This is a genomic window from Streptomyces sp. NPDC048258 (genome assembly GCF_043201995.1).
GTDB lineage: Bacteria > Actinomycetota > Actinomycetes > Streptomycetales > Streptomycetaceae > Streptomyces.
This window is the reverse complement of the sequence record NZ_JBICZH010000011.1, coordinates 219098-242912: the sequence shown is the minus strand read 5'-3', so window position 1 is coordinate 242912 and position 23815 is coordinate 219098. Positions and strand designations below refer to the sequence as shown.

The window sequence follows — 23815 nt, the reverse complement described above, 5'->3', positions numbered from 1 at the left end:
ACGTCGAACCAGGGCGCGGACCCTGAGTGAGGACATACCTGCCACCATGCGTGCCGATCGCGTCTTCGCGTACGGCGTCACGGCGGGCCTGATCGGCGACCGGATCCTCGGGGATCCGCGCCGAGGGCACCCCGTGGCCGCCTTCGGACGAGCCGCCGCCGCTGTCGAGCGCGCCCTGTGGCGCGACGACCGCGCCCGGGGCATCCTGCACACCCTGGTGTGCGCCGGGGGCGCGGCCGCCGTCGGAGCGCTGGGCGCCCGCGCCGTGCGCTCCCGGCCCGCGGCCGCCCGTATCGCCCTGACCGCCGCCGCCACCTGGGCCGTCGTCGGCGGCACCTCGCTGGGCCGGGAGGCCCGCGCCATCGGCGGCGCCCTCGCCGCCGGGGACGCCGAAGTGGCCCGCGAGCGGCTGCCGCACCTCTGCGGACGCGACCCGCACTCCCTGGACGAGCAGCAGATGGCCCGCGCCGTCGTGGAGTCGGTCGCGGAGAACACCTCCGATGCGGTGGTCGGCGCCCTGGTCTGGGGCGCCGTCGCCGGGGTCCCCGGACTGCTGGCCTTCCGCGCCGTGAACACCCTGGACGCGATGGTCGGCCACAAGTCGCCCCGCTACCTGCGCTACGGCTGGGCCTCCGCCCGGCTCGACGACGTGGCGGGCTGGCCCGGGGCCCGCTTGACCGCGCTGGCGGCCGTGGTCGCGGGCCCGGACCGCCGGGGGGCGGCCCGGGCCTGGCGCGCGGACGCCGCCGAGCACCCGAGCCCGAACGCCGGACCCGTGGAGGCCTCCTTCGCGGGGGCGCTCGGCGTACGGCTGGGCGGGACCCTCGCGTACGGCGGCCGGGTCGAGCACCGGGCGGTGCTGAACGGCGAGGCGGGGCGGCCGGTGGAGGTCTCGGACATCGAGCGGGCGGTCCGGCTGTCGCGGCAGGTCACCTGGCTGGCCCTGGGCGCCTGTGTCGCGGCCCGGCTGCTGGTCTCTCGTACATCACCGCGTACATCACCGCGTACATCACGGAGGGGGCGCGCATGAGCGGCGCGAAGCGCGGCGGCGGACTGCTCGTCGCGGGCACCACGTCGGACGCCGGCAAGAGCGTGGTCACGGCGGGCATCTGCCGGTGGCTGTCCCGCCAGGGCGTGAAGGTGGCGCCCTTCAAGGCGCAGAACATGTCGCTGAACTCCTTCGTCACGCGGGAGGGCGCCGAGATCGGGCGCGCCCAGGCCATGCAGGCCCAGGCGGCCGGTGTGGAGCCGACCGCGCTGATGAACCCGGTGCTCCTCAAGCCGGGCGGCGACCGCAGCAGCCAGGTCGTGCTGCTGGGCAAGCCGGTGGGCGAGATGAGCGCCCGCGGCTACCACGGCGGGAGGCAGGAGCAGCTCCTCGGCATCGTCACGGACTGCCTGGAGCAGCTGCGGGGCACGTATGACGCCGTGATCTGCGAGGGGGCGGGGAGTCCGGCCGAGATCAACCTGCGCCGGACCGACATCGTGAACATGGGCATCGCGCGGGCCGCGCGGTTCCCGGTGGTCGTGGTCGGGGACATCGACCGGGGCGGGGTCTTCGCGTCCTTCTTCGGCACGACGGCGCTGCTGTCGCCCGAGGACCAGTCGCTGATCGCGGGGTACCTGGTCAACAAGTTCCGCGGGGACGTCACGCTGCTGGAGCCCGGCATGGAGATGCTGCGCGGTCTGACCGGCCGTGCCACGTACGGGGTGCTGCCCTTCCAGCACGGGCTCGGCATCGACGAGGAGGACGGGCTGCGGGTCTCGCTGCGGGGCGCGGTACGGGAGTCCGTGGTGGCGCCGCCGGTCGGCGAGGACGTGCTGCGGGTCGCCGTGTGCGCGGTGCCGCTGATGTCGAACTTCACGGACGTCGACGCGCTCGCGGCGGAGCCGGGGGTCGTGGTGCGGTTCGTGGACCGGGCCGAGGAACTGGCCGACGCGGACCTGGTCGTCGTACCCGGAACGCGCGGCACGGTGAAGGCCCTCGCCTGGCTGCGGGAGCGCGGCCTGGCCGACGCCCTGGTCCGGCGGGCCGCCGAGGGGCGGCCCGTCCTCGGGATCTGCGGCGGGTTCCAGGTGCTGGGCGAGCACATCGAGGACGAGGTCGAGTCGCGGGCGGGGGCGGTGGACGGCCTCGGGCTGCTGCCCGTGCGCGTCCGCTTCGAACGGGAGAAGACCCTGGCGCGGCCGGTGGGTTCGGCGCTGGGCGAGCCGGTCGAGGGATACGAGATCCACCACGGCGTGGCCGAGGTCCTGGGCGGGGAGCCGTTCCTGGACGGATGCCGGGTCGGATCGGTGTGGGGGACGCACTGGCACGGTTCGCTGGAGTCGGACGGCTTCCGGCGGGCGTTCCTGCGGGAGGTGGCCTCGGCCGCGGGGCGCCGGTTCGTGCCGGCGCCGGACACGTCGTTCTCCTCCCTCCGGGAGGAGCAGCTGGACCTGCTGGGCGACCTGATCGCGGAGCACGCCGATACGGATGCGCTGCTGCGCCTGATCGAGGCCGGCGCACCGGCGGGCCTCCCGTTCCTCCCGCCGGGCGCGCCGTGACGGGCCGGGCCCTGCGGGGCTCTCCCCCACCCCGCCCCTTCCCGAAACCGGGCTCTGCCCGGACCCGGGGCGGAGCCCCAGCAACGGCGCCGCGCCCGCAGACCTCGGCGGAGCCCCCGGCAGGGGCCCGCACCTTCGAAGGAGTGAGCAACGCATGAGCACGCCCTATCCGTTCACCGCAGTGGTCGGCCAGACCGACCTGCGGCTGGCGCTCCTGCTCAACGCCGTGAGCCCGGCGGTCGGTGGTGTGCTGGTGCGCGGCGAGAAGGGGACCGCCAAGTCCACCGCCGTGCGCGCGCTGTCCGCGCTGCTGCCGCAGGTCGACGTGGTCCCCGGCTGCCGGTTCTCGTGCGCGCCGACCGCGCCGGACCCGGCCTGCCCGGACGGCCCGCACGAGCCCGGCCCGGGCAGCCCCCGGCCCGCCCGCATGGTGGAGCTGCCCGTCGGCGCCTCCGAGGACCGCCTCGTCGGCGCCCTCGACATCGAACGGGCCCTGGCGGAAGGCGTGAAGGCCTTCGAGCCCGGCCTGCTCGCCGACGCGCACCGCGGGATCCTGTACGTCGACGAGGTCAACCTGCTCCACGACCACCTGATCGACCTGCTGCTGGACGCCGCCGCGATGGGCGCCTCGTACGTCGAGCGCGAGGGCGTCTCCGTCCGCCACGCCGCCCGCTTCCTGCTCGTCGGCACGATGAACCCCGAGGAGGGCGAGCTGCGGCCGCAGCTCCTCGACCGGTTCGGGCTGACCGTCGAGGTCGCCGCCTCCCGCGAGCCCGCCCAGCGGGTGGAGGTCGTACGCCGCCGACTCGCCTACGAGGACGACCCGGCCGGTTTCGCGACGCGCTGGGCCGATGACGAACGGGACGTACGGGCCCGGGTGGTGGCCGCGCGGGCCCTGCTGCCGAAGGTGGCGCTCGGAGACAACGCGCTGCTCCAGATCGCCGCGGCCTGCGCCGCCTTCGAGGTCGACGGGATGCGGGCCGACATCGTGATGGCCCGGACCGCGACGGCGCTGGCCGCCTGGGCGGGGCGGACCACCGTGCTGAAGGAGGACGTACGGCAGGCCGCGCTGCTGGCCCTCCCCCACCGGCGGCGGCGCAGTCCGTTCGACGCGCCGGGCCTGGACGAGGACAAGCTGGACGAGATCCTGGACCGGTTCGAGGACGAGGACCCGGAACCGGAGCCGGAGAACGAACCCGACCCGGAGCCCGGGCCCGAAGGTCCGGACGACGGCGGCCCCGACGGCGGGGGCGGCGGAGTGCCCCCGCAGGGTGACGGGCCCGAGGGACCCGAGACCCCTGAGGCATCGCCGGAAGCCCCTTCGGAAGCCTCCGAGACCTCCGAGACCTCCGAGGCCCCTGAGGCCCCCGAGCCGCAGCCCGCCCAGGGCGACGGCGGAGCCGGCGGGCCCGAGCAGGCGGCCGTACGGGCCGCCGAGCCGTTCCGTACCAAGATGCTGAGCGTGCCGGGGCTCGGCGAGGGCGCTGCCGGGCGGCGTTCGCGCGCCCGCACCGCCCACGGCCGGACCACCGGGGCCCAGCGGCCCCGGGGCCAGCTGACGAAGCTGCACCTGGCGGCCACCGTGCACGCTGCCGCCCCGCACCAGAAGGCGCGCGGGCGCAGCGGGCCCGGCCTGGTGATCCGCAAGGACGACCTGCGCCAGGCCACGCGGGAGGGCCGCGAGGGCAACCTCGTCCTCTTCGTCGTCGACGCCTCCGGCTCGATGGCCGCCCGGCAGCGCATGAGCGCGGTCAAGGGCGCCGTGCTGTCGCTGCTCCTGGACGCCTACCAGCGCCGGGACAAGGTCGGTCTGATCACCTTCCGGGGGGCGACCGCCGAACTGGCGCTGCCCCCCACCTCCTCGGTGGACGCGGCCGCGGCCCGGCTGGAGCGGCTGCCGACCGGTGGCCGCACCCCGCTGGCCGCCGGGCTGCTGAAGGCCCACGAGGTGCTGCGGATCGAGCGGCTGCGGGATCCGAGCCGGCGCCCGCTGCTGGTGGTCGTCACCGACGGGCGGGCCACCTCGGCCGGCGGCGTGGTCGGCGACCCGAGGGAGCTCGCCGGGCGCAGCGCCCGGCTGCTGCAGGCCGGGGGCGTCGCGTCCGTGGTCGTGGACTGCGAGTCGGGGCCGGTCCGGCTGGGGCTGGCCGGCGTCCTGGCCACCGACCTCGGCGGGCCCGCCGTCACGCTCGACGGGCTGCGGGCCGATTCGCTGGCCGGGCTCGTGAAGAACGTACGTACCGCAGGGACATCCGAAACCCACAGGAGGGCCGCGTAATGCCTCAGGGACAGCCGACCGTCGTTCCGGACGACGGGCTCACGACGCGCCAGCGCCGCAACCGCCCGCTCGTCTTCGTCCACACCGGGCCCGGCAAGGGCAAGTCCACGGCGGCCTTCGGGCTGGCGCTGCGCGCCTGGAACCAGGGCTGGCCGATCGGGGTGTTCCAGTTCGTCAAGTCGGCGAAGTGGAAGGTCGGCGAGGAGAACGCGCTCAAGGTCCTCGGCGCCTCCGGCGAGGGCGGCTCCGTCGTCTGGCACAAGATGGGCGAGGGCTGGTCCTGGGTGCAGCGGGACGCGCAGCTCGACAACGAGCAGGCGGCCAAGGAGGGCTGGGAACAGGTCAAGCGCGATCTGGCCGCCGAGACGCACAAGCTGTACGTTCTCGACGAGTTCGCGTACCCCATGCACTGGGGCTGGATCGACGTCGACGAGGTCATCGAGGTGCTGCGCAACCGTCCCGGGACCCAGCACGTGGTGATCACGGGGCGCAACGCGCCGGAGAAGCTGGTGGAGTTCGCGGATCTCGTCACCGAGATGACCAAGGTCAAGCACCCGATGGACGCCGGCCAGAAGGGCCAGAGAGGCATCGAGTGGTGACTTCGTTCAACGTTCCCCGGCTGGTCGTCGCCGCGCCGTCGTCCGGCAGCGGCAAGACCACCGTCGCCACGGGCCTGATGGCGGCCTTCTCGGAGCGCGGCCTCGCCGTGTCCCCGCACAAGGCCGGGCCCGACTACATCGACCCCGGCTACCACGCGCTGGCCACGGGCCGCCCGGGGCGCAACCTGGACGCCTTCATGTGCGGGCCGGAACTGGTCGCTCCGCTGTTCGCGCACGGGGCGGCGGGGTGCGACCTCGCCGTGGTCGAGGGCGTGATGGGCCTGTACGACGGGGCCGCGGGCCGGGGGGAACTGGCGTCGACGGCGCAGGTCGCGAAGCTGCTGCGGGCGCCGGTGGTGCTGGTGGTCGACGCCTCGTCGCAGTCGCGGTCGGTGGCGGCGCTGGTGCACGGCTTCGCCTCCTTCGACCCGCAGGTGCGGCTGGGGGGCGTGATCCTGAACAAGGTCGGCTCCGACCGGCACGAGGTGATGCTGCGGGAGGCGCTGGAGGAGGCGGGGATGCCGGTGCTCGGCGCCCTGCGGCGGGTGCCTCAGGTGGCCGCGCCGTCGCGGCACCTGGGGCTGGTCCCGGTCGCGGAGCGCCGCGCCGACGCCCTGGCCGCGGTGGCGGCGCTGGCCGCCCAGGTCCGGGCCGGCTGCGACCTGGACGCCCTGCTGGCCCTGGCCCGCACGGCCCCGGCCCTGCACTGCGAGCCGTGGTCGCCGGAAGGTGCCCTGACGGGCACTCGGGGCTCCGCCCCGAACCCCGCGCCTCGACAGCAGCAGCCAGATCCAGCCTCGCCTGGGGGTCCCCCCGGACGAAGTCTGGGGGAGTTTGAGGCGCGGGGTCCGGGGCGGAGCCCCAGCGACGGCGCCGCACCCGCGGACCTCGGCAGGCGGCGGCCCGTCGTCGCCGTCGCGGGCGGGGCGGCGTTCACGTTCTCCTACGCCGAGCACGCGGAGCTGCTCACCGCGGCCGGGGCCGACGTCGTCACCTTCGACCCGCTCAGGGACGAGGCGCTGCCCGAGGGGGCCACCGGCCTGGTGATCGGCGGCGGGTTCCCCGAGGTGTACGCGCCCGAGCTGTCCGCCAACGAACCGCTCCGCAAGGCCGTCGCCGCCTTCGCCGCGGCCGGCGGCCCGGTGGCCGCCGAGTGCGCCGGGCTGCTGTACCTCGCGCGGTCGCTGGACGGGAAGCCCATGTGCGGGGTGCTCGACGCCGACGCGCGGATGTCGGAGCGCCTCACGCTGGGCTACCGCGAGGCGGTCGCGGTGTCCGACAGCGCGCTCGCGCCCGCCGGCACCCGGCTGCGCGGCCACGAGTTCCACCGGACGGTGATCGAGCCGGGCGCCGGAGCCGCGCCGGCGTGGGGGTTCACGCACCCGGAACGCCGCGTCGAGGGCTTCGTACAGCAGGGCGTGCACGCCAGCTACCTGCACACGCACTGGGCGGCGGAGCCGTCCGTGGCGCTCCGGTTCACGGAAGCCGCGGCCGCCGGGCGGTGAACTCAGTCCGCGATCCCCACCACGAGCCAGATCCCGGCCACCCCGCCCACCGTGCACATCAGCGTGGACAGGGCGGGGTGTCGGTGGTGCGCCTCGGGCAGGATCTCGGCGGCCGCCAGGTACAGCAGCACCCCGCCGAAGAAGCCGAGGTAGGCGCCGAGCGGTTCCTCCGGAAGGGTGAACAGCAGAGTGGACGCCGCGCCCACGACGGGGGCGGCGGCGTCCGCGAAGAGCATCATCAGGGCCTTGCGGCGGTCGTTCCCGTAGAGGCTGGTGAGCGTGTACGTGTTGAACCCGTCGGCGAAGTCGTGGGTGATGACGGCCAGTGCCACGGCCACCCCCATCCCCCCGCCGACCTGGAAGGCCGCTCCCAGGGCCACGCCGTCGGCGAGGCTGTGGCCGACCATCGCGGCGGCCGCGGTGAGCCCGACCTGAGGGGCGCGGCCGCCGTCCTCCGCGCCGTGCGCGGCCTGGCGTACGGCGAGGACCCGTTCCACGACGTGCGCGACGAGGAATCCGCCCACGAAGAGCAGCAGGGCGAGCGGGACGCCGAACACCTCGTTACCCGCCGCGTGCAGCGCCTCCGGAAGCAGGTCGAGGCCGACGACGCCGAGCATCAGCCCGCCCGCCAGGCCCAGCACGAGGTGGCGGCGGTCGGTGACGCGTTGCGCCGTCCATCCGCCCGCCAGGGTCATCAGGAACGCGCCCAGCGCCACGATCACGGCCATGTGCCCCTGAATACCGATTCCCCGCCCCGCGCGCACTTCCGCGCGCGGGTGGCGGGCGGCGGACTGTTGACGACTGACCGGTGGCGGTGGACGTACCGGTGACGGTGACTACGGAGGGAGGACCCCCGGTGGGCGAGTACGCGACGCAGCTGGTGGTCGGGGTCGGCGGACGCGCGGGGGTTTCCGTGGCGGAGGTCTGTGCCCTGGTCGAGGAGACGCTGCGGGGGGCCGGGCTGGCCTCGGCGGCGGTGACGGCGCTGGCCACGGTGGACTCGAAGGCGGGCGAGGCGGGGATAGCGGGCGCGGCGGAACGTTTCGGCGTGCCCCTCATCGCCTACCCCGCCGCACGGCTGGCCGAGATCGCCGTGCCGCACCCCTCGGAGGCGGCGCGCACCGCCGCCGGGACGCCGTCGGTGGCTGAGGCCGCGGCGCTCGCGGGCGGCGGTGAACTCCTCGTGCCGAAGCGGCGGTCGGTGGCCGCGACCTGCGCGGTGGCGACGGCGCAGGCGCACGACCTGCGCCACCACGGCGACGCGGAGGTGATGGACGCGGGCTCCGCCCTGGTGGACCTCGCGGTCAACGTACGGGCGGGCACGCCCCCGGAGTGGCTCAAGCAGCGGATCGCCGCCTCCCTCGGGGATCTCGCCGCGTACCCGGACGGCCGGGCCGCCCGCGCGGCGGTGGCGGACCGGCACGGGCTGCCCGTCGAGCGGGTGCTCCTGACGGCCGGGGCGGCGGAGGCCTTCGTGCTGATCGCCCGGGCGCTGGGCGCCGTACGGCCGGTCGTGGTGCATCCGCAGTTCACCGAGCCGGAGGCGGCCCTGCGGGACGCGGGGCACCGGGTGGAGCGGGTGGTGCTGCGGCCGGAGGACGGGTTCCGGCTGGACCCGGCGGCGGTGCCCGAGGACGCGGACCTGGTGGTGATCGGCAACCCGACCAACCCGACGTCGGTCCTGCACCCGGCGGCGACGCTGGCCGCGCTGGCCCGGCCGGGCCGGATCCTGGTGGTGGACGAGGCGTTCATGGACGCCGTCCCGGGCGAACGGGAGGCCCTGGCCGGGCGGATGGACGTCCCCGGGCTGGTGGTGCTGCGGAGCCTGACGAAGACCTGGGGGCTGGCGGGGCTGCGGATCGGCTACGTACTGGCCGAGCCGCAGGTGATCGCGAAGCTGGCGGCCGCCCAGCCGCTGTGGCCGGTGTCGACCCCGGCGCTGGTGGCGGCCGAGGCCTGTGTGAGTCCGGCGGCGCTGGCCGAGGCGGAGGAGGCGGCGCGGCGGATCGCGGTCGACCGGGCCCATCTGCTGGCCGGACTGGCGGAGTTCGACGAGGTCACGGTCGCGGGGGTGGCGCAGGGGCCGTTCGTCCTGATCCAGGTGGCGGACGGCGCGCAGGTACGCACCCGGCTGCGCGCCCTCGGCTTCGCCGTCCGCCGGGGGGACACCTTCCCGGGGCTGGACCGCTCCTGGCTGCGGCTGGCGGTCCGCGACCGCGTCACGACTGGCCGGCTCCTCCAGGCCCTGGACCACGCCCTTGCGCTGGCCGCGCGCTGAGGTGGGGAACCGGGCCTGTACGGACGGGGGATGACCGCCGGCGCAGCCGCCGCGGGCTCGGAGTGCCGCCGCTGCCCGACGACCCGACGCGGACGGCCCGACGCGGACGGCTCGTCCCGGACGGCTCGCCCGGGGCAGCGCGCCTACGATGGCGCCTGCGGGCGGCGTACGCGAAACCACCCGCATCAACGGGGTGTGACCACAGGGGGACATGATGAAGGCATCCGCGCGGATAGGCGCGGCCGTGGCCGGGCTGGCCGTCGTGGGCGGCGGGATCCTCGTCGTACCGGGACTGCTCGGCAAGGGTTCCGCACCGACGACGGAACAGCGGCTCCAGGGCAAGCCCGACACCGGGCCCGCCCAGCCGAGCGCGGCCCCGGCCGGGCGGCCGTTCACCCTGGTGGCGACGGGCGACATCATCCCGTACCCGTCGATCATCCAGCGGTCCGCGGACGACGCCGACAAGGCCGGGGAGCACGACTTCCGGAAGATACTCGCCGGGGTCAAACCCCTGGTCTCCGCCGCCGACCTGGCGATATGCCACCACGAGATACCGTACGGGCGGCCCGGCGGCCCCTACACCGGGTACCCGACCTTCAAAGCCCCGCACCAGCTGGCCGACGCGCTCAAGGACGCCGGGTACGACAGCTGTTCCACCGCCTCGAACCACACCCTGGACGACGGGTACGACGGCCTCGCCCGCACCCTCGAACACCTCGACCGGGTCGGCATCCCGCACGTCGGCTCGGCCCGCAGCGCGGAGGAGGCCAAGGCCCCGGCCCTGCTCTCGGCCGGTGGCGCGAAGGTCGCCCAGCTGGACTACACGTACGGCACGAACGGCATCCCGCTCCCCGAGGGCAAGCCGTGGGCCGTCAACCTGATCGACAAGGACCGGATCATCGCCGACGCCCGCGCCGCCCGGGCCGGCGGCGCGAACGTGGTGGTGCTCAGCGTCCACTGGGGCACCGAGTGGCAGACCGCGCCCGATGAGCAGCAGCGCGAGCTGGCGCAGGCGCTGACCGCCTCCCGCGGGGCCGACGGCCTCGCGGACATCGATCTCGTCATCGGCACGCACAACCACGTGCCGCAGCCCTACGAGAAGATCAACGGCACCTGGGTGGTCTTCGGCATGGGCGACCAGGTCGCCAGCTTCGTACCGGCCGACAAGCTGCGCGGCAACCAGTCGTCGGTCCCCCGGTTCACCTTCGCCCCGGCGGCGGCCCACACGGGCCGCTGGGAGGTGGTGAAGGCCGAATTCCTCACGCAGTACTCGGACATGGGGCCGCCGTTCCGCGTGGTCTGCGCCTCGTGCGCGGCCTCCGACGACACGGTCCCGGCCGCCAAGCGGAGCGAGTACGCCCGGATCGACGAGCAGGTCACCGAGGCCGTGCTGTCACGCGGCGCGGGCGGACAGGGCCTGGAGCACGCCACCCGCTGAGCACTCCCCTCCGTGTGCTCCTCGGGCGGCGTCGCTCCCGCGTCCCCGACGGCGCTACGAGGCCCTGCCCCGCCGGGTCACGAGGAGAGCGCCCCCGCCGATCGCGAGCAGGACCAGCGCGCCGCCCGCGACGTAGGGGGTCAATGAACCGCCGCCGGTCTCGGCCAGGTTGGCGTCGGTGGTGACGGCGGACCCGCTGCCGGCGCCCTTCGCCGTCCCGGTCTGGGGCTTGACGTCCGACTTGGCGTCCGGCTTGACGTCCGACTTCGCGGACGGGGTCGGCGTGGGGGCCGTCGGGGACTCGCAGTGCGCCTCGGCGAGCACGACCTCGCCCTCCACCTGCGCCACGTTCAGGTTCAGCGGGTTCACCGACACCTTGAGGCGGAGCGCGGCCGCGGCGGCCGTGGTGGAGGTGGTCTGCGTACCGGACAGTTCCAGGCTGACCAGGCCCACCCCCGGCACCTCCAGCTTGGTGGGGCCGCCGGCCGACAGGGTGACGCGCTTGCCGAGCGCGGTCACCGTCCCGAGCACGTTCGCGCTGGCCACCGGCTGCTTGCCCGCCTCGCAGACGGCCTTGGAGGTGACCTTCTCCACCTCGATGAGCGAGAGCGCCGGCAGCCCGGGCACGTGCACGCGGGCCTTGGCGAGGTTGGCCTCCGCCTCGGCCCGGCTCTTGTCCGCGGTCGCCTTGGAGGTGGCCACGTCGGCGCGGAGCACGCTGACCGGCGCACCGCCCTCGACGCCGTCCAGGGTGACCGTCAGCGCCGTCTTCTCGGCCGCCGCCGGGGCGCTGACCTCGTTGAGGGAGGTCTTGAGCGGGAGGTGCACGGACTTGTTGAGCAGGCCCACGTCCAGGGTGGTGCGCAGGACGACGGCGCCGGCCTTGCCCTCGCCCCCGGCGCCGCCGCCTCCCGTGGCGGAGGCGGGCGGAGCGGCGAGCAGGGCCACCGCTCCCGTGGCGAGCAGGACGGCCGCGGGCATGCGGAAGGTGTTGCTGTTCAAGGTGGTGGAACCCCCGGGGAGATGGGAGCCGTCGCGCCGCCAATGGGGGACATTGCGCGCGCCGACGGCCTCGACCCCGGAATCTTTACGCACTGTGAGTGAACGGGCAGCCACCTGACGTGAGTTCACCCCAAAGGGTGGTTTCCATGCATACATTCGAATAACTGCGCCTCAGGAAGAACGCGAGTTCTCCCCTTTCACAGACATGCGGCGAACACGGCTGTTCTTAACGACCGCCGGGCCCGCGACGTCACGCGGCGTCAACACGCCGCTCAGGCCCGGACCTTGCCGTTCACGACGACCCGCAGCGGCCGCGCGAGCGCGCGTACGTCGGCCCGCGGGTCGGCGGCGTAGACCACGAGGTCCGCCGGCGCCCCCTCGGTAAGACCCGGCCTGCCGAGCCACTCGCGGGCCGCCCAGGCCGTCGCCGAGAGGGCGTCCAGCGGCGGGATCCCGGCCTTCACCAGCTCCTCGACCTCCGCCGCGACCAGGCCGTGCGGCAGGGAACCCCCCGCGTCGGTGCCGACGTACACCGCGATGCCCGCGTCGTAGGCGGCCCGCACGGTGTCGTAGCGCCGCTCGTGGAGCCGGCGCATGTGCGCCGACCACTTCGGGAACTTCGCCTCGCCGCCCGCCGCCAGCTTCGGGAACGTCGCGATGTTCACGAGGGTCGGGACGATCGCGACCCCCCGCTCCGCGAACAGCGGGATGGTGTCCTCGGTGAGGCCGGTGGCGTGTTCGATGCAGTCGATGCCCGCCTCGACCAGGTCGCGCAGCGAGTCCTCGGCGAAGCAGTGCGCCGTGACCCGGGCGCCCAGCCGGTGCGCCTCGGCGATGGCCGCCTCCACCTCGGCGCGCGGCCAGCAGGCCGTCAGGTCCCCGGCCTCGCGTTCGATCCAGTCGCCGACCAGCTTCACCCAGCCGTCGCCGCGCACCGCCTCGCGGCCCACGTACTCGACGAGGTCCGCCGGCTCGATCTCATGGGCGTAGTTGCGGATGTAGCGGCGGGTGCGCGCGATGTGCCGGCCCGCCCGGATGATCTTCGGCAGGTCCTCGCGGCCGTCGATCCAGCGGGTGTCGGAGGGCGACCCGGCGTCGCGGATCAGCAGGGTGCCCGCATCGCGGTCGGTGAGCGCCTGCCGCTCGGAGGTCGCGGCGTCGACCGGGCCGTGGGCGTCCAGCCCCACGTGGCAGTGCGCGTCGACCAGTCCCGGCAGGGCCCAGCCGGTCACCGTGGTGACCTCCCGGGCGGAACCCGGACGCTCGTAGGAGATCCGGCCCCCGACCACCCAGAGCTCGTCGCGGACCTCGTGGGGCCCGACCAGCACCCGCCCCTTCACGTGCAGCACATCGCTCATGTCGGCACTGTAACGGCGCCCTCGGCAGGCTCATGCGGTAGCCCCGGACTCCACCGCGCGCCTACCCGGTCAGGCTCCGAGGTCGCATTCGCCCGCGCGGACGGCCGCCACGACCACGTGTGGCAATGAGTGGGACACCGGCACACACTGGAAGCACTTCGGGCAATCGGCCTTTGAACGGCCCCTCGTCCATGACCGCTCAGGCGACGCCATTTCGAGGTTGATCGGTAAACTTCCCACGAAAGCCACTCCATTACATCCCGTCTGCCATCACAGCGATCGACTGGCGCTGGGAGGCTCGAATGGTTGCCGCGAACGGAATGAGTCCAGCACCCAGCCCGCTTAGGGAGCGCCCATGAGCGCCACAGAAGAGAATTCGCTTCAATGCGAGCTGACAGCCGAGAACTTCACGGCTGTGGCAACCTTGCTCAGCGACGGCAGGCGGAAGGTTACTGTCAAGGGGCGACTGTCCTGCCCGAGCACAGGCTTCAAGTTGCGTCTGGATTACGGCAATCCGGGGGTCAACCCGCAGCCGAACGAGCTCGTACTCAAGATAGTCGAGAAGAAGCCGGACGGCGTGGTGCCACCGGTTCTGACCGAAACCGAAGTGTCGTCCGATGATGATGACTTCATGGTCAAACCGGAGGTGGACACCGTTGTCATCCGAAATCTCGACATCATCGTTCCGGTTAAGGATGAATAGGTCAGCTGGGAGCCGGTTCCACCGCGGCTCTCGCCGCGGCGGAATCCGCCTGGGCGGCGGCCCTGCGCAGACGCGTCAGTCGAGGGCGTTCAGCAGCCGGTCCACGTCCGCCTCGGTGGCATAGAGGTGGAACGAGGCCCGCAGGGCGCCCGCGCGGGCGGAGGTGACGATGCCGGCGGCCAGGAGCGCCTGCTGCCGGTGGGCGAGGCCCGGCACCGAGACGATGGCCGCCTCGCCGGGGACCGGCTCGTGACCGAGGCGGGCGAGGCCGGCCCGGTAGCGGGCGGCCAGAGCGGTGTCGTGGGCGTGGACGGCGTCGATGCCGATCCGGTCCAGCAGGGCCAGCGAGGCCTCGGCCGCGTGATAGGCGAGGAACGCGGGGGACTCGTCGAACCGGCGGGCCCCGTCGGCCAGTTGCGGCATGGGCCCGTAGGTGGCGTCCCACATGGACTCCGCCGCCACCCATCCGGCGTGCAGCGGGGTCAAGGTGTGCTGGGCCTCCTCCGACACGGTCAGGTACGAGGCTCCGCGGGCGCCGAGCAGCCACTTGTAGCCGCCGGTCACCGTGTACTCGTACGGTGACGCGTCGAAGGGCAGCCAGCCCGCCGCCTGGGTCGCGTCCACCAGCATGCGGGCCCCGTGCGCGGTCGTCGCCGCACGCACCGCGGCCAGGTCGGCCGCCCGCCCGTCCGCGGACTGTACGGCGCTCAGCGAGACCAGCGCGGTGTCCGGGCCGACGGCTTCGGCGAGGGATTCCAGCGGCGCGAAGCGGACCTTGAGGTCGCCCCGCACCACGAAGGGGTTGATCACGGAGGCGAAGTCGCCCTCCGGGCAGAGCACTTCGGCCCCGGCCGGGAGGGAGGCCGAGACCAGGCCGACGTGGGTGGCCACGCCCGAGCCGACGGCGACCCTGTCGACACCGACTCCGACCAGCCGGGCGAAGGCCGCCCGGACCCGGTTCACCCGGTCGAAGTCGCCGAATCCGGCGGGGATCCCGGCCCCCGCCGCCTCGGCCAGCTCCCGTACGGCCATGACGGCGGAACGGGGGAGCACCCCGTAGTTGGCGGTGTTGAGGTAGGCGGTGGAATGGGCGAACTCGGCACGGGCCACTTCGGCGAGAAGATCCATGCGACCACTCTGCGCCGAGCCCGACCCAAAGTCCATTACCTATTTTTATGTGTCAGCCTCAAGGGATCCTTATACCTGCGGGGCGGCGCACGCCCCGTCGGGCTCACACGCATCCGCCCCGGCGGACGGCTCCTCGACCTCACGCCCGGCCCAGGCCTGCTCCAGGGCGCGGGTGAACACCTCGGCCGGCTGGCCGCCGGAGATCCCGTAGCGGCGGTCGAGGACGAAGAACGGCACGGCGTTCGCGCCCAGTTCCGCGGCCTCGCGCTCGTCGGCGCGGACCTCGTCGGCGTAGGCGGAGCCGTCGGCGAGGACGGCGCGGGCCTCGGCCTCGTCCAGCCCGGCCTCGACGGCGAGCGCGACCAGCACCTCGGGGTCGAAGACGGACCGCTCCTCACCGAAGTTGGCCCGGTAGGCGAGGTCGAGCAGCTCCTCCTGGCGGCCGCGGGCGGCAGCCAGGTGCAGCAGCCGGTGGATGTCGAAGGTGTTGCCGTGGTCGCGCCCCTCGGTGCGGTACGTCAGCCCCTCGGCGCGGGCGCTGGCCGCGACGTGCTCCTCCATGGCGCGCGCCTCCTCGAGGGTGCGGCCGTACTTCTTGGCGAGCATCTCCACGACCGGCGCGGTGACGCCCTTGGCACCGTTCGGGTCGAGCTCGAAGGACCGGAAGACGACCTCCACCTCGTCACGGTGCGCGAACTCGGCCAGCCCCTTGGTGAAACGGGCCTTGCCGATGTAGCACCAGGGGCAGGCGATGTCGCTCCAGATCTCGACGCGCATGATCCTTCTTCTCTCCGGTTCGTAATGACGTGACTGACATGAATCAAGGTGAATGAAACAGTTCTAGCTTCAACGAACCGGGGGCGCGTCTCATTCCCCGGACTGCGGGGCCACCGTGAGCCAGAGGACGAGGTGGGAGCCGGCGCCGGTGGGCTGCGGCTCCGGGAGCCAGCCGTGGGTGGCGTAGAAGGCCTGGGCGCGGAGGTTGTGCTCGTAGACCTCCAGGCGGACCCGGCGTATGCCGGCGCGGCGCCACGCGTCGAGGCAGGCCGCGTGCAGGGCGGCCCCGGTGCCCCGGCGCCAGTGGACCGGGTCGACGTGGAGCTGGGTGAGGGTGGTCTCGCCGTCCGTGGTGCGGAAGGCGGCGACCCCGGTGAGCTCGCCGTCCTGTTCGGCGCACAGGACACCGCCGTCGGCGGCGGCACGGTCGACGGCCCGGGACCAGCCCTCGCGGGTGCGGGCGAGTTCGGCCTCGCCGCCGTAGGCCTCCTCGGGGATGCGGCCCCGGTAGTAGGTGGCGCGGGCCCGGGTGTGGAGGGCGGCAATGGCGTCGAGGTCGGCGGGGCGCGCGATTCTGATCATGAGAAAGGGAACGCGCCGGGAACCGTGGCGGTTCCCGGCGCGCCCCGTGCGCGGTCGGCGTGGCTACTTCTTCAGCCACGCCTCCATGATCTTCTGGGCGATGGGGGCGGCCAGCTTGCCACCACCGATCTCGGAGCGGTCGGTGTCCGAGTTCTCGATCACCACGGCGACGGCGATCTGCTTGCCGTTCATCTTGCCGTACGAGGTGAACCAGGCCAGCGGCGCGAGGCTGTTGTTGACGCCGCGCTGGGCGGTACCCGTCTTGCCGCCCACCTCGGCGCCCGTCACCTGGGCCGGCTTGCCGCCGCCCTCGGTGGCGACCGTCCGCATGGCGTCCCGGATCATCGAGGCCGTCTTCTCGCCCATGACCTGCTGGGACTTGGGGTCCTTGAAGCTTTCCAGCACATTGCCGTTGGCGTCGGTGACCTCGGAGACCATGTGCGGGGCGACGAGCTTGCCGCCGTTCTCGATCGCTGCCGTGACCATCGCCATCTGGAGCGGGGTGGCCTGGACGTCGAACTGGCCGATACCCGTCTGCGCGACCTGGTCGACCGACATCTTCTTCGACGGGTACTTGCTCGGCGGGTTGGTACGGACCGGGGTGTCGATCTGCACGTTGAACCCGAGCTTCTCCGCCGTCGCGCGCATCTTGTCCTGGCCGAGCTTGGACGCGAGCTCCGCGAAGACGTTGTTGCAGGACAGCCGCAGGGCGGTGCGCACCGAGACGTTGTTGCAGGCCGCGGAACCCGCCTCGCTGGGCAGCAGGGTGCGGGTGCCGGGGATGGTGTACGGGTCGGGGATGCCGGTCTGCTGGTCGATGCCGGTGACGAGGCCGTTCTCGATCGCCGCGGCGAGGGTGACGAGCTTGAAGGTGGAGCCGGGTGCCTGGGGCTTGCGCAGGGCCACGTTCTCCATGGCCTTGCCCTTGTCGGCGGAGAGCTCCGTCCAGGCCTGCTCGTCGTTGGCGCCGGTGATGCGGCCCGGGTCGAAGGAGGGGTTGTTCACCACACCGAGGATCTGGCCGGTCGCGGGGTCGATGGCCACGGCGGCGCCCTGCTTGCCCTGGAGCGCGTCGTAGCCGGCCTTCTGCACGTCCTTGTCGATGGTGGTCAGGACGTCGCCCGGGGCGGCGCGCTTGTTGGTGAGCATGTCCATCATGGTCTTCAGGCGGCTGTCGGAGCCGTTGAGGACGTTCTTGTAGATGCCCTCCAGCATGGTCGTGCCGTAGGCCTGGGAGCTGTAGCCGGTGATCGGCGCGTAGAGCGGACCGTCGACGTACGTCCGCTTGTAGCCGAAGTCCTTGCCGCCCGTCTTCACCGAGCCGGTGATCGCCTCCCCGCCCACGATGATGTTGCCCAGCGGGTTCTCGTACTGCCCGATGAGGTTCCGCCGGTTGTGCTTGTCGTCTGCGAGGGCCTGGCCTTGGTATGCCTGCACCCAGGTGACGCGGACCAGCAGGGCCAGCACCAGAAGCAGACAGAAGACCGACGCGCGCCTGATCGTCTTGTTCATCCCCCAGAAGGACGCACCAGCGGTCCCAGGCGTTCCGCTCTGCCCCGATTGTGGCGGGGTTCTCAGCTTTTCTTCATGAAGCCGCCCTCGTAGGCCGCGATGACCGCCTGGGTGCGGTCGCGGGCCCCGGTCTTGGCGAGGACGGACGCGACGTGGGTCTTGACCGTCTGCGGACCGACCCCGAGGCGCTCGCTCATCTCGTGGTTGGACAGTCCGGTGGCCATCAGACGCAGGACGTCGGCCTCGCGGTCGGTGAGCCGGGCGACCCAGGGCGCGGCGGGCGCGGAGCCGGCCGTGTGCGCCGCGGCGAGGGAGCGGACGGCGGCCGGGAAGAGCAGCGAGTCGCCGCGGGCGACGAGGCGGACCGCGCCGATCAGTTCGTCGGGGTCGGCCCGCTTGAGCAGGAACCCGGCGGCTCCCGCGCGCAGCGCCCCGTAGACGTAGGAGTCGTTCTCGAAGGTGGTGACGACCACGATGCGGGGCGGCTCGGCCATGGTGGCGAGGATCTGCTCGGTGGCCCGGATCCCGTCGATCTCGGGCATCCGGACGTCCATCAGCACCACGTCGGGGGCGAGGGAGCGGACCAGCGGGACGGCCTCCGCCCCGGTGGCCGCCTCGCCGACGACCTCCAGGTCGGGTTCGGCTTCGAGGATGACCCGCAGCGCGGTACGGACCATCCGCTCGTCGTCGCAGAGCACGATGCGCAGCGGCGGGCGGCCCGCCGGAGCCGGGGGCTCGGTCGGGGTCGGGGTCGGGGACACGGTCGGGGTCGGTTCGGTCATCGGTCGCCTCCGGCGAGCGGGAGTACGGCCCGCAGCCGCCACAGGTCCTCATGCGGGCCGGCCTCGACCCGGCCGCCGAGCAGCGCGGCCCGTTCGCCGGCGCCGTGCAGGCCGCGGCCGCCGGTGGTGCGGGGCTCCCGGCCTTCCGGCGCGGCGGGCGGATTGGTCATGGTGATCTCCAGTTCACGGTGTCCGGTCCCTGCCCCGTCGTGGACGCGTATCCGCAGTTCGACGGGGCCCGCGCCGTGGCGCAGCGCGTTGCTGAGGCCCTCCTGCACGATCCGGTACGCCTCCCGGGAGGCGATCGCCGGAAGCCGTGCCCAGTCCCCTACGGGGCCGGGGTCCTGGCGGGCGGTGACGGTGGTGCCCGCTGCCCGGGTGCGGGCCAGCAGCCCGTCGAGGTCGGCGGCCAGCGTGGGGGCGGGCGCGGCGTCCGGCCGGGCCGCGTCGCCGTCCCGCAGCAGGCCCAGGACGGCGTCCAGCTCGCCCACCGTCCGCCGGGTGGTGTCCTCGATCGCGGCCAGCGCCTCCCGTACGAAGTCGGGGTCGCGCTCCAGCACCCGCCGGGCGGCGCTCGCCTGGAGGGTGACGGCGCTCAGCGCGTGCCCGACCGCGTCGTGCAGCTCCCGGGCCAGCCGGTTGCGCACGGCCAGGTCGGCGGCCCGCTCCTCGGCCGCGGCCAGCCGGTCCGCCCCGGTCGGCCCGAGCAGTACGGGCGCCAGCCGGGCCAGCAGCGCCCCGGCCCCGGCCGCGCACAGGGCCAGCCCGGCCAGCAGGCCCGTCCCGAGCAGGGGGGCGACGTACGGATCGGCCTCGGTGCTGAACCAGCCCAGTCCGAGCCGGGTGTCCCGCAGTCCGCTCACGAACGGCAGCGTGATCAGCACCACCGCCATGGGCGGGACGGCGAGGGTCATCCCGCTGATCACCGCGCCGACCCCCAGGTGCAGGGTCCACCAGGCCGAGGTCCTCCCCCGCGCGGCCCAGGACTGCGCGGCCCCCTCGGCCAGCCGCTCCCCCGGCACCGCGCACATGGCCCGGACCGCGACCACGGACAGTGGCCGGACCAGCCCGAACACCGCGGTCACCGCGGCCAGTGGCAGGGCCGCCGCGTAGGCGGCGAGGGTCAGTGGGAAGGAGCTGAGGGCATTGACCCCGCCGGCCGCCATGCCGACCCCCACCTGGCTGAGCAGGAAGTACGGCATCAGCAGCGCCCCGCCGAGGATCAGGTGCACCCAGCGCAGCCGGGCCCGCGCCCCCAACAGCCGGCTCAGAGCGTCGCGCATCACGCCTCGCGGCGGGATATGAGAAATCGGGTGAGGACGATGGCGGCGAGCGATCCGGTGATCATCTGGCCAGCGTAGGTCAACAGGATCGCGGCTGCCGGCCCTTCGCCGCCGTCCAACTGCGGTCCCAGCGAGGCGATCAGCATCCATGTCCCCCAGCTCAGCGTCGCCCCCGCGCCGATCCAGGCGAGGCCGAGCGGCCACCGCGCCCGGAACCCCCCGCCGCGGGCCAGGAGCAGTGCCCCGGCTCCGGCGGCGAGCGCGCACACCCCGTGGGCCGCGGACACCACGGCTGTCTCCGCGGAGTGCGCGGCCGCCCGCTCGGCGTCCAGCCAGGCCGTACCGCCGAAGGCCCAGTACGCGTACACGGCCGCGACCGCCACACCAGCCGCGGCCGCGGCTCCCGCCACCACCCCCGTGGATGACGGGAGCCTCCCCCAGACTCCGTCCGGGGCTACCCCCAGTCCCGGCACGCCCCGCCAGAGCCGGCCCCAGCGCTCCCGCGCATAGGGCACGAACAGCCCGGCCAGGGCGAGTCCTTGGATCGTGAACCCGGCGTAGACGACGTTGAACACCCACGGGTCCAGGAAGGGCTCCTGGGCCGCCTTCGTAGCCTCGTCCACACCGAAGCCCAGCGCCCGCACGAGCAGTTGGCCCGGGAACCCGAGGAGGATCGGGGTCAGCAGTCCGGTGGCGACGAAGACCGGGACGGTCAGCAGCCAGGCCGGGACCCGTACGCCCCAGGGCCGGGTGAGCACCAGCACGAGCAGGATCACGCAGGCGTCCATGGCCAGCGTGACGGAGTTCGCCACGATGAAGAACATCCCGGGCTCACTGAGCACACTGCCGTCCGGTATCCCGACCTGGCTCCCGGCCAGCCAGGCGGTCTTGAGCGTGAGGTACGGAACGGTGGCGGCCAGGGCCACCGCCCGCAGGACGCGCCGCGCGGTCCCCAGGGCGGGGGCCGACGGCTGCGCCGCGTACGGCGTGGGAACGGCTCGTGTGGTCATGACTCAACGGTCCCGCGCGCGCCGCCCCGCCACCTCCCCCTCGAAGGGGAACCGCCTCCCCCGGGCGGGGGAGGAGCCACCCCCTCCGCCGCCCCACACGAGCCGCCCCACAAGCGCCGCCCCACGCCTCCACCCATCCGCGCCGCCCCACGACCGCCGCCACACGACCGCCGCCCCACATGAGCCCCCCAACCGCCGCCTCACATGCGCCGCGTCACCACCGACAGCCGGTCCCGCGCCTCGAACAGCGCCGCCTTGATGGCCTGCTCGTGCCCCTCCGTCAGCCGGGCCACCGGTACCGAGCAGCTCACCGCGTCCCGCGCCGGGGTCCGGTACGGCACCGCCACCCCGAAGCAGCGCAGCCCGAGCGTGTTCTCCTCCCGGTCCACCGCGTACCCCTGCTCCCGCACCAGCGCCAGCTCCTCGATGAGCCGCTCCCGGTCGGTGAGGGTGTGCTCGGTGACCGCCTCCAGCCGCCGCGGCAGCAGGGCCCGTACCTCCTCGTCCGTGTGCGTGGCCAGCAGCGCCTTGCCGAGCGCGGTCGAGTGGACGGGCAGCCGCCGCCCGACCCGCGTGAAGGGCCGCAGGTAGTGCTGGGACTGGCGGGTCGCGAGGTACACCACGCTCGTCCCGTCCATTCGGGCCAGGTGGATGGTCTCCGTCGTGTCGTCGGAGAGCCGGTCCAGGGTCGGCCGGGCGGCCGCGACCACCTCGTCGCCGTCGATGTACGAGCTGCCGACCAGCAGCGCCCGGACGCCGATGCCGTACCGCGTGCCCGTCGCGTCCGTCTCCACCCACCCCAGGTTCACCAGGGTGCGCAGCAGCATGTACAGGCTGGACTTGGGCAGGGAGAGGTCGTTCTGTATGTCGGCGAGGCTGTGCAGCCCCGGCCTCGCCGCGAAGTGCTCCAGCAACAGGACCGTCCGCACCGCTGATTTGACCGGCGATGCCGGGGCCGCACTTCCCGACTCGGTCGTCGTCATACGCCTGCTTCCCCTCTGGTCGCCTCTTGTCACGCGGAGGACGCGGAAATAGAGTCCGCAGCAGATGTGATCATTCATCCACCGGAACGGCGTTCAGAATACTGAACGATCCAGGAGGCAGTGGGCCATGACAACGACACCAGTCTGGAGTGTGGACCCCCGCACCGGGAAGCAGCGCGAGCAGGTTGCGGTGGAGGCCACATCCCGGGAGGTGGACGAAGCCGTACGGGCCGCCCACGCGGCCCGGGGCGCGCTCGCCGACGCGGCCGCCCGCGCCGCCTTCCTGCGCACGGCCGCCGCGCTGCTCGACGAGGCCGCCGCACACGTCATCGAGGCCGCCGACGCCGAGACCGCGCTCGGCCCGGGCCGGCTCACCGGCGAACTGGCCCGCACCACCGGCCAGCTGCGCGCCTTCGCCGACGCCGTGGACGAGGGTGCCTACCTCGACATCCGGATCGACCGCGCCGACCCCGCCCTCAGCCCTCCGCGCCCCGAACTGCGCCGCTACAAGGTGCCGCTGGGCGTGGTCGCGGTCTACGCCGCCTCCAACTTCCCGCTCGCCTTCTCCGTCCCCGGCGGGGACACCGCGAGCGCGCTGGCCGCCGGCTGCCCCGTGGTCGTCAAGGCGCATCCCGACCACCCGGCCACCTCCGAGCTGTGCGCCTCGCTGCTGCGCCGGGCGGCCGTCGTCGCCGGGCTCCCGGCCGACGTGGTCACCCTGGTCCACGGGTTCGACGCCGGCCTGGAGCTGATCCGCCACCCGCTGGTGGCCGCGGCCGGATTCACCGGTTCCATCCGGGGCGGGCGGGCCCTGTTCGACGCGGCCGCCGCCCGGCCCGTGCCCATCCCCTTCCACGGCGAACTCGGCTCCCTCAACCCCGTCGTGGTCACCCCGGCCGCGGCCACCGAGCGCGCCGAGGAGATCGGCAGCGGGCTCGCGGGCTCGGTCACCCTCGGCGTCGGCCAGTTCTGCGTGAAGCCCGGCCTGGTCCTGGTCCCCGAGGGCGCGGCCGGCGACCGTCTGACCGGCGCGCTCACGAAGGCGCTCGGGGAGACCGAGCCGGGGGTGCTGCTCGACCACCGGATGCGGGAGAACTTCGTCACCGGGGTCCGCGAGCGGGCGGCGCTGCCCGGCGTCGACGCGCCCGTCACCCCGGGCTCCGGCGGGGAGCACACGGTCGGCGCGGGCTACCTGACCGTGCGGGCCGCCCGCCTCCTCGACAGCGCCCCGGACGCGGGGTACGAGGTGCTGCTGGAGGAGTGCTTCGGTCCGGTGACCGTCGTCGTGCGGTACGCCGACCAGCGCGAGGCCGGCGCGGTGCTCGGGCGGCTCGCCGGGAACCTGAGCGCCACCCTCCAGCTGTCGCAGGCCGAGACCGAGGGGGAGCCGGGCCCGGCCTCCGAGCTGATCGGGCAGGTCACGGGGCTGGCGGGCCGGATCGTGGTGAACGGCTGGCCGACCGGGGTCGCGGTGGCCCCGGCCCAGCACCACGGCGGTCCGTACCCGGCGGCCACCTCGCACTCCACCTCCGTCGGCGGGACGGCCATCGAGCGCTGGCTGCGGCCGGTGGCGTACCAGTCGGTGCCGGACGCGCTCCTTCCGCCCGAGCTGCGCGAGGCCAACCCGCTGGGGCTGCCGCGCCGGGTGACGGGGGCCTGAGGAGGCCGCCGGGGGGGCTGCCGGGCAAGCCGGTAAATCCGTTGCCCGCCCCGCCCGCGGCGGGGCAGGCTGCGGCTCATGCCGAAGCCGCACGGGTTCTCGTACCGACAGCAGCAGGACGACTCCGTCGTCATCACCCACCAGGGCCGCACCGCGGCGACCCTGCGCGGGGGCCGGGCCGGCAAGTTCCTGGCCGAGGTCGGGTCCGGCGACGCGCAGCTCGTGATGGCCCGCTGGACCGGCGCCTACAAGTTCGGCAACGAGCGCACGGCCAGGAACCACCCCCGCAACCGGCACTGACCGCGGCTGAACGGCCGGCCGGGACCTCGCCGGAAATCTCGCGCGAAAGTAAGGGAACGGCAAAGCCCCTCCGGTCGTTCTCCAGGGCAT

Annotated in this window: 20 protein-coding genes and 1 pseudogene; 10 read left to right on the top strand and 11 right to left on the bottom strand. The window is 73.9% G+C overall.

The window, feature by feature from the left end:
* Positions 1-46: 46 nt before the first annotated feature.
* The 5 genes and pseudogenes from ACGFYQ_RS25295 (at position 47) to ACGFYQ_RS25275 (ending at position 6929) form a co-directional block, all read left to right on the top strand.
* Positions 47-1030, top strand: coding sequence for a cobalamin biosynthesis protein (locus ACGFYQ_RS25295; RefSeq protein WP_393747520.1), 984 nt, complete (start codon positions 47-49; stop codon positions 1028-1030).
* Positions 1027-2544, top strand: a pseudogene (locus tag ACGFYQ_RS25290) (cobyric acid synthase); the annotation flags it as partial. The gene ACGFYQ_RS25295 and the pseudogene ACGFYQ_RS25290, both read left to right, overlap by 4 nt.
* A 157-nt stretch (positions 2545-2701) precedes the next feature.
* Positions 2702-4825, top strand: a complete 2124-nt coding sequence (locus ACGFYQ_RS25285; RefSeq protein ID WP_393747518.1) for a putative cobaltochelatase — start codon at positions 2702-2704, stop codon at positions 4823-4825.
* Positions 4825-5424 (top strand): cob(I)yrinic acid a,c-diamide adenosyltransferase, encoded by a 600-nt coding sequence (gene cobO / locus ACGFYQ_RS25280; protein ID WP_385183715.1) that lies wholly within the window; start codon positions 4825-4827, stop codon positions 5422-5424. The genes ACGFYQ_RS25285 and cobO overlap by 1 nt, the downstream gene beginning before the upstream one ends.
* On the top strand, positions 5418-6929 hold the full coding sequence (locus ACGFYQ_RS25275; RefSeq protein WP_393747516.1) for a cobyrinate a,c-diamide synthase: 1512 nt from the start codon (positions 5418-5420) through the stop codon (positions 6927-6929). The genes cobO and ACGFYQ_RS25275 overlap by 7 nt, the downstream gene beginning before the upstream one ends.
* Before the next feature lie 2 nt (positions 6930-6931).
* Here ACGFYQ_RS25275 and ACGFYQ_RS25270 read toward each other — a convergent pair whose 3' ends face one another.
* Complete coding sequence (locus tag ACGFYQ_RS25270; RefSeq protein WP_393747514.1) at positions 6932-7657, bottom strand: ZIP family metal transporter; 726 nt, start codon at positions 7655-7657, stop codon at positions 6932-6934.
* A 128-nt stretch (positions 7658-7785) separates the two neighbouring features.
* Here ACGFYQ_RS25270 and cobC point away from each other — a divergent pair, with 128 nt between their 5' ends.
* Together cobC and ACGFYQ_RS25260 are read left to right on the top strand one after the other, a co-directional pair.
* Positions 7786-9207: an Rv2231c family pyridoxal phosphate-dependent protein CobC gene (gene cobC / locus ACGFYQ_RS25265; protein ID WP_393747512.1), complete on the top strand. Its 1422-nt coding sequence runs from the start codon at positions 7786-7788 to the stop codon at positions 9205-9207.
* Positions 9208-9421: 214 nt separating this feature from the next.
* A complete protein-coding gene (locus tag ACGFYQ_RS25260) occupies positions 9422-10645 on the top strand; it encodes a CapA family protein (RefSeq protein ID WP_393747648.1) in 1224 nt (407 codons plus the stop codon).
* Positions 10646-10699: 54 nt separating this feature from the next.
* Here the strand turns inward: ACGFYQ_RS25260 and ACGFYQ_RS25255 are convergent, their stop codons facing one another.
* Both ACGFYQ_RS25255 and ACGFYQ_RS25250 read right to left on the bottom strand, forming a co-directional pair.
* A complete protein-coding gene (locus tag ACGFYQ_RS25255; protein ID WP_393747510.1) occupies positions 10700-11647 on the bottom strand; it encodes an SCO1860 family LAETG-anchored protein in 948 nt (315 codons plus the stop codon).
* Between the two features lie 272 nt (positions 11648-11919).
* Positions 11920-13005: an amidohydrolase family protein gene (locus ACGFYQ_RS25250; protein ID WP_393747507.1), complete on the bottom strand. Its 1086-nt coding sequence runs from the start codon at positions 13003-13005 to the stop codon at positions 11920-11922.
* A gap of 355 nt (positions 13006-13360) precedes the next feature.
* Here ACGFYQ_RS25250 and ACGFYQ_RS25245 point away from each other — a divergent pair, with 355 nt between their 5' ends.
* Positions 13361-13708: a hypothetical protein gene (locus tag ACGFYQ_RS25245; protein ID WP_393747505.1), complete on the top strand. Its 348-nt coding sequence runs from the start codon at positions 13361-13363 to the stop codon at positions 13706-13708.
* A 75-nt stretch (positions 13709-13783) separates the two neighbouring features.
* On the opposite strand, the gene ACGFYQ_RS25240 is transcribed toward ACGFYQ_RS25245, so the two are convergent.
* From ACGFYQ_RS25240 to ACGFYQ_RS25205, 8 genes are all read right to left on the bottom strand, one after another.
* Positions 13784-14836, bottom strand: a complete 1053-nt coding sequence (locus ACGFYQ_RS25240; RefSeq protein ID WP_393747503.1) for an aminotransferase class V-fold PLP-dependent enzyme — start codon at positions 14834-14836, stop codon at positions 13784-13786.
* Between the two features lie 69 nt (positions 14837-14905).
* Positions 14906-15613, bottom strand: coding sequence for a DsbA family oxidoreductase (locus ACGFYQ_RS25235; RefSeq protein WP_393747501.1), 708 nt, complete (start codon positions 15611-15613; stop codon positions 14906-14908).
* A gap of 90 nt (positions 15614-15703) precedes the next feature.
* A complete protein-coding gene (locus ACGFYQ_RS25230; protein WP_393747499.1) occupies positions 15704-16195 on the bottom strand; it encodes a GNAT family N-acetyltransferase in 492 nt (163 codons plus the stop codon).
* Between the two features lie 63 nt (positions 16196-16258).
* Positions 16259-17707: a peptidoglycan D,D-transpeptidase FtsI family protein gene (locus tag ACGFYQ_RS25225; RefSeq protein ID WP_393747497.1), complete on the bottom strand. Its 1449-nt coding sequence runs from the start codon at positions 17705-17707 to the stop codon at positions 16259-16261.
* A gap of 62 nt (positions 17708-17769) precedes the next feature.
* Positions 17770-18489: a response regulator gene (locus tag ACGFYQ_RS25220; RefSeq protein ID WP_393747495.1), complete on the bottom strand. Its 720-nt coding sequence runs from the start codon at positions 18487-18489 to the stop codon at positions 17770-17772.
* On the bottom strand, positions 18486-19772 hold the full coding sequence (locus ACGFYQ_RS25215; RefSeq protein WP_393747493.1) for a sensor histidine kinase: 1287 nt from the start codon (positions 19770-19772) through the stop codon (positions 18486-18488). The genes ACGFYQ_RS25220 and ACGFYQ_RS25215 overlap by 4 nt, the downstream gene beginning before the upstream one ends.
* On the bottom strand, positions 19772-20782 hold the full coding sequence (locus ACGFYQ_RS25210) for a hypothetical protein (protein ID WP_393747491.1): 1011 nt from the start codon (positions 20780-20782) through the stop codon (positions 19772-19774). Before ACGFYQ_RS25210 ends, ACGFYQ_RS25215 begins: the two co-directional genes overlap by 1 nt.
* 200 nt (positions 20783-20982) lie before the next feature.
* The gene (locus ACGFYQ_RS25205; RefSeq protein ID WP_393747489.1) at positions 20983-21765 is read right to left on the bottom strand and encodes an IclR family transcriptional regulator; all 783 of its coding nucleotides are present in this window, start codon (positions 21763-21765) and stop codon (positions 20983-20985) included.
* A gap of 127 nt (positions 21766-21892) precedes the next feature.
* Between ACGFYQ_RS25205 and ACGFYQ_RS25200 the strand changes: the two genes are divergently transcribed.
* Complete coding sequence (locus ACGFYQ_RS25200; protein WP_393747487.1) at positions 21893-23425, top strand: aldehyde dehydrogenase (NADP(+)); 1533 nt, start codon at positions 21893-21895, stop codon at positions 23423-23425.
* 78 nt (positions 23426-23503) lie between these two features.
* A complete protein-coding gene (locus ACGFYQ_RS25195) occupies positions 23504-23725 on the top strand; it encodes a hypothetical protein (protein ID WP_393747485.1) in 222 nt (73 codons plus the stop codon).
* Positions 23726-23815: the final 90 nt, after the last annotated feature.

Excerpts from the sequence above, each read along its gene's own strand:
- ACGFYQ_RS25240 (WP_393747503.1), bottom strand. The coding sequence starts at position 14,836 with ATGGATCTTCTCGCCGAAGTGGCCCGTGCCGAGTTCGCCCATTCCACC.
- ACGFYQ_RS25295 (WP_393747520.1), top strand. The coding sequence starts at position 47 with ATGCGTGCCGATCGCGTCTTCGCGTACGGCGTCACGGCGGGCCTGATC.
- ACGFYQ_RS25260 (WP_393747648.1), top strand. The coding sequence starts at position 9,422 with ATGAAGGCATCCGCGCGGATAGGCGCGGCCGTGGCCGGGCTGGCCGTC.
- ACGFYQ_RS25270 (WP_393747514.1), bottom strand. The coding sequence starts at position 7,657 with ATGGCCGTGATCGTGGCGCTGGGCGCGTTCCTGATGACCCTGGCGGGC.
- ACGFYQ_RS25200 (WP_393747487.1), top strand. The coding sequence starts at position 21,893 with ATGACAACGACACCAGTCTGGAGTGTGGACCCCCGCACCGGGAAGCAG.
- ACGFYQ_RS25225 (WP_393747497.1), bottom strand. The coding sequence starts at position 17,707 with ATGAACAAGACGATCAGGCGCGCGTCGGTCTTCTGTCTGCTTCTGGTG.
- ACGFYQ_RS25215 (WP_393747493.1), bottom strand. The coding sequence starts at position 19,772 with ATGCGCGACGCTCTGAGCCGGCTGTTGGGGGCGCGGGCCCGGCTGCGC.
- ACGFYQ_RS25230 (WP_393747499.1), bottom strand. The coding sequence starts at position 16,195 with ATGATCAGAATCGCGCGCCCCGCCGACCTCGACGCCATTGCCGCCCTC.
- ACGFYQ_RS25210 (WP_393747491.1), bottom strand. The coding sequence starts at position 20,782 with ATGACCACACGAGCCGTTCCCACGCCGTACGCGGCGCAGCCGTCGGCC.
- ACGFYQ_RS25250 (WP_393747507.1), bottom strand. The coding sequence starts at position 13,005 with ATGAGCGATGTGCTGCACGTGAAGGGGCGGGTGCTGGTCGGGCCCCAC.
- ACGFYQ_RS25245 (WP_393747505.1), top strand. The coding sequence starts at position 13,361 with ATGAGCGCCACAGAAGAGAATTCGCTTCAATGCGAGCTGACAGCCGAG.
- ACGFYQ_RS25235 (WP_393747501.1), bottom strand. The coding sequence starts at position 15,613 with ATGCGCGTCGAGATCTGGAGCGACATCGCCTGCCCCTGGTGCTACATC.
- ACGFYQ_RS25220 (WP_393747495.1), bottom strand. The coding sequence starts at position 18,489 with ATGACCGAACCGACCCCGACCGTGTCCCCGACCCCGACCCCGACCGAG.
- ACGFYQ_RS25195 (WP_393747485.1), top strand. The coding sequence starts at position 23,504 with ATGCCGAAGCCGCACGGGTTCTCGTACCGACAGCAGCAGGACGACTCC.
- ACGFYQ_RS25205 (WP_393747489.1), bottom strand. The coding sequence starts at position 21,765 with ATGACGACGACCGAGTCGGGAAGTGCGGCCCCGGCATCGCCGGTCAAA.
- ACGFYQ_RS25285 (WP_393747518.1), top strand. The coding sequence starts at position 2,702 with ATGAGCACGCCCTATCCGTTCACCGCAGTGGTCGGCCAGACCGACCTG.
- cobO (WP_385183715.1), top strand. The coding sequence starts at position 4,825 with ATGCCTCAGGGACAGCCGACCGTCGTTCCGGACGACGGGCTCACGACG.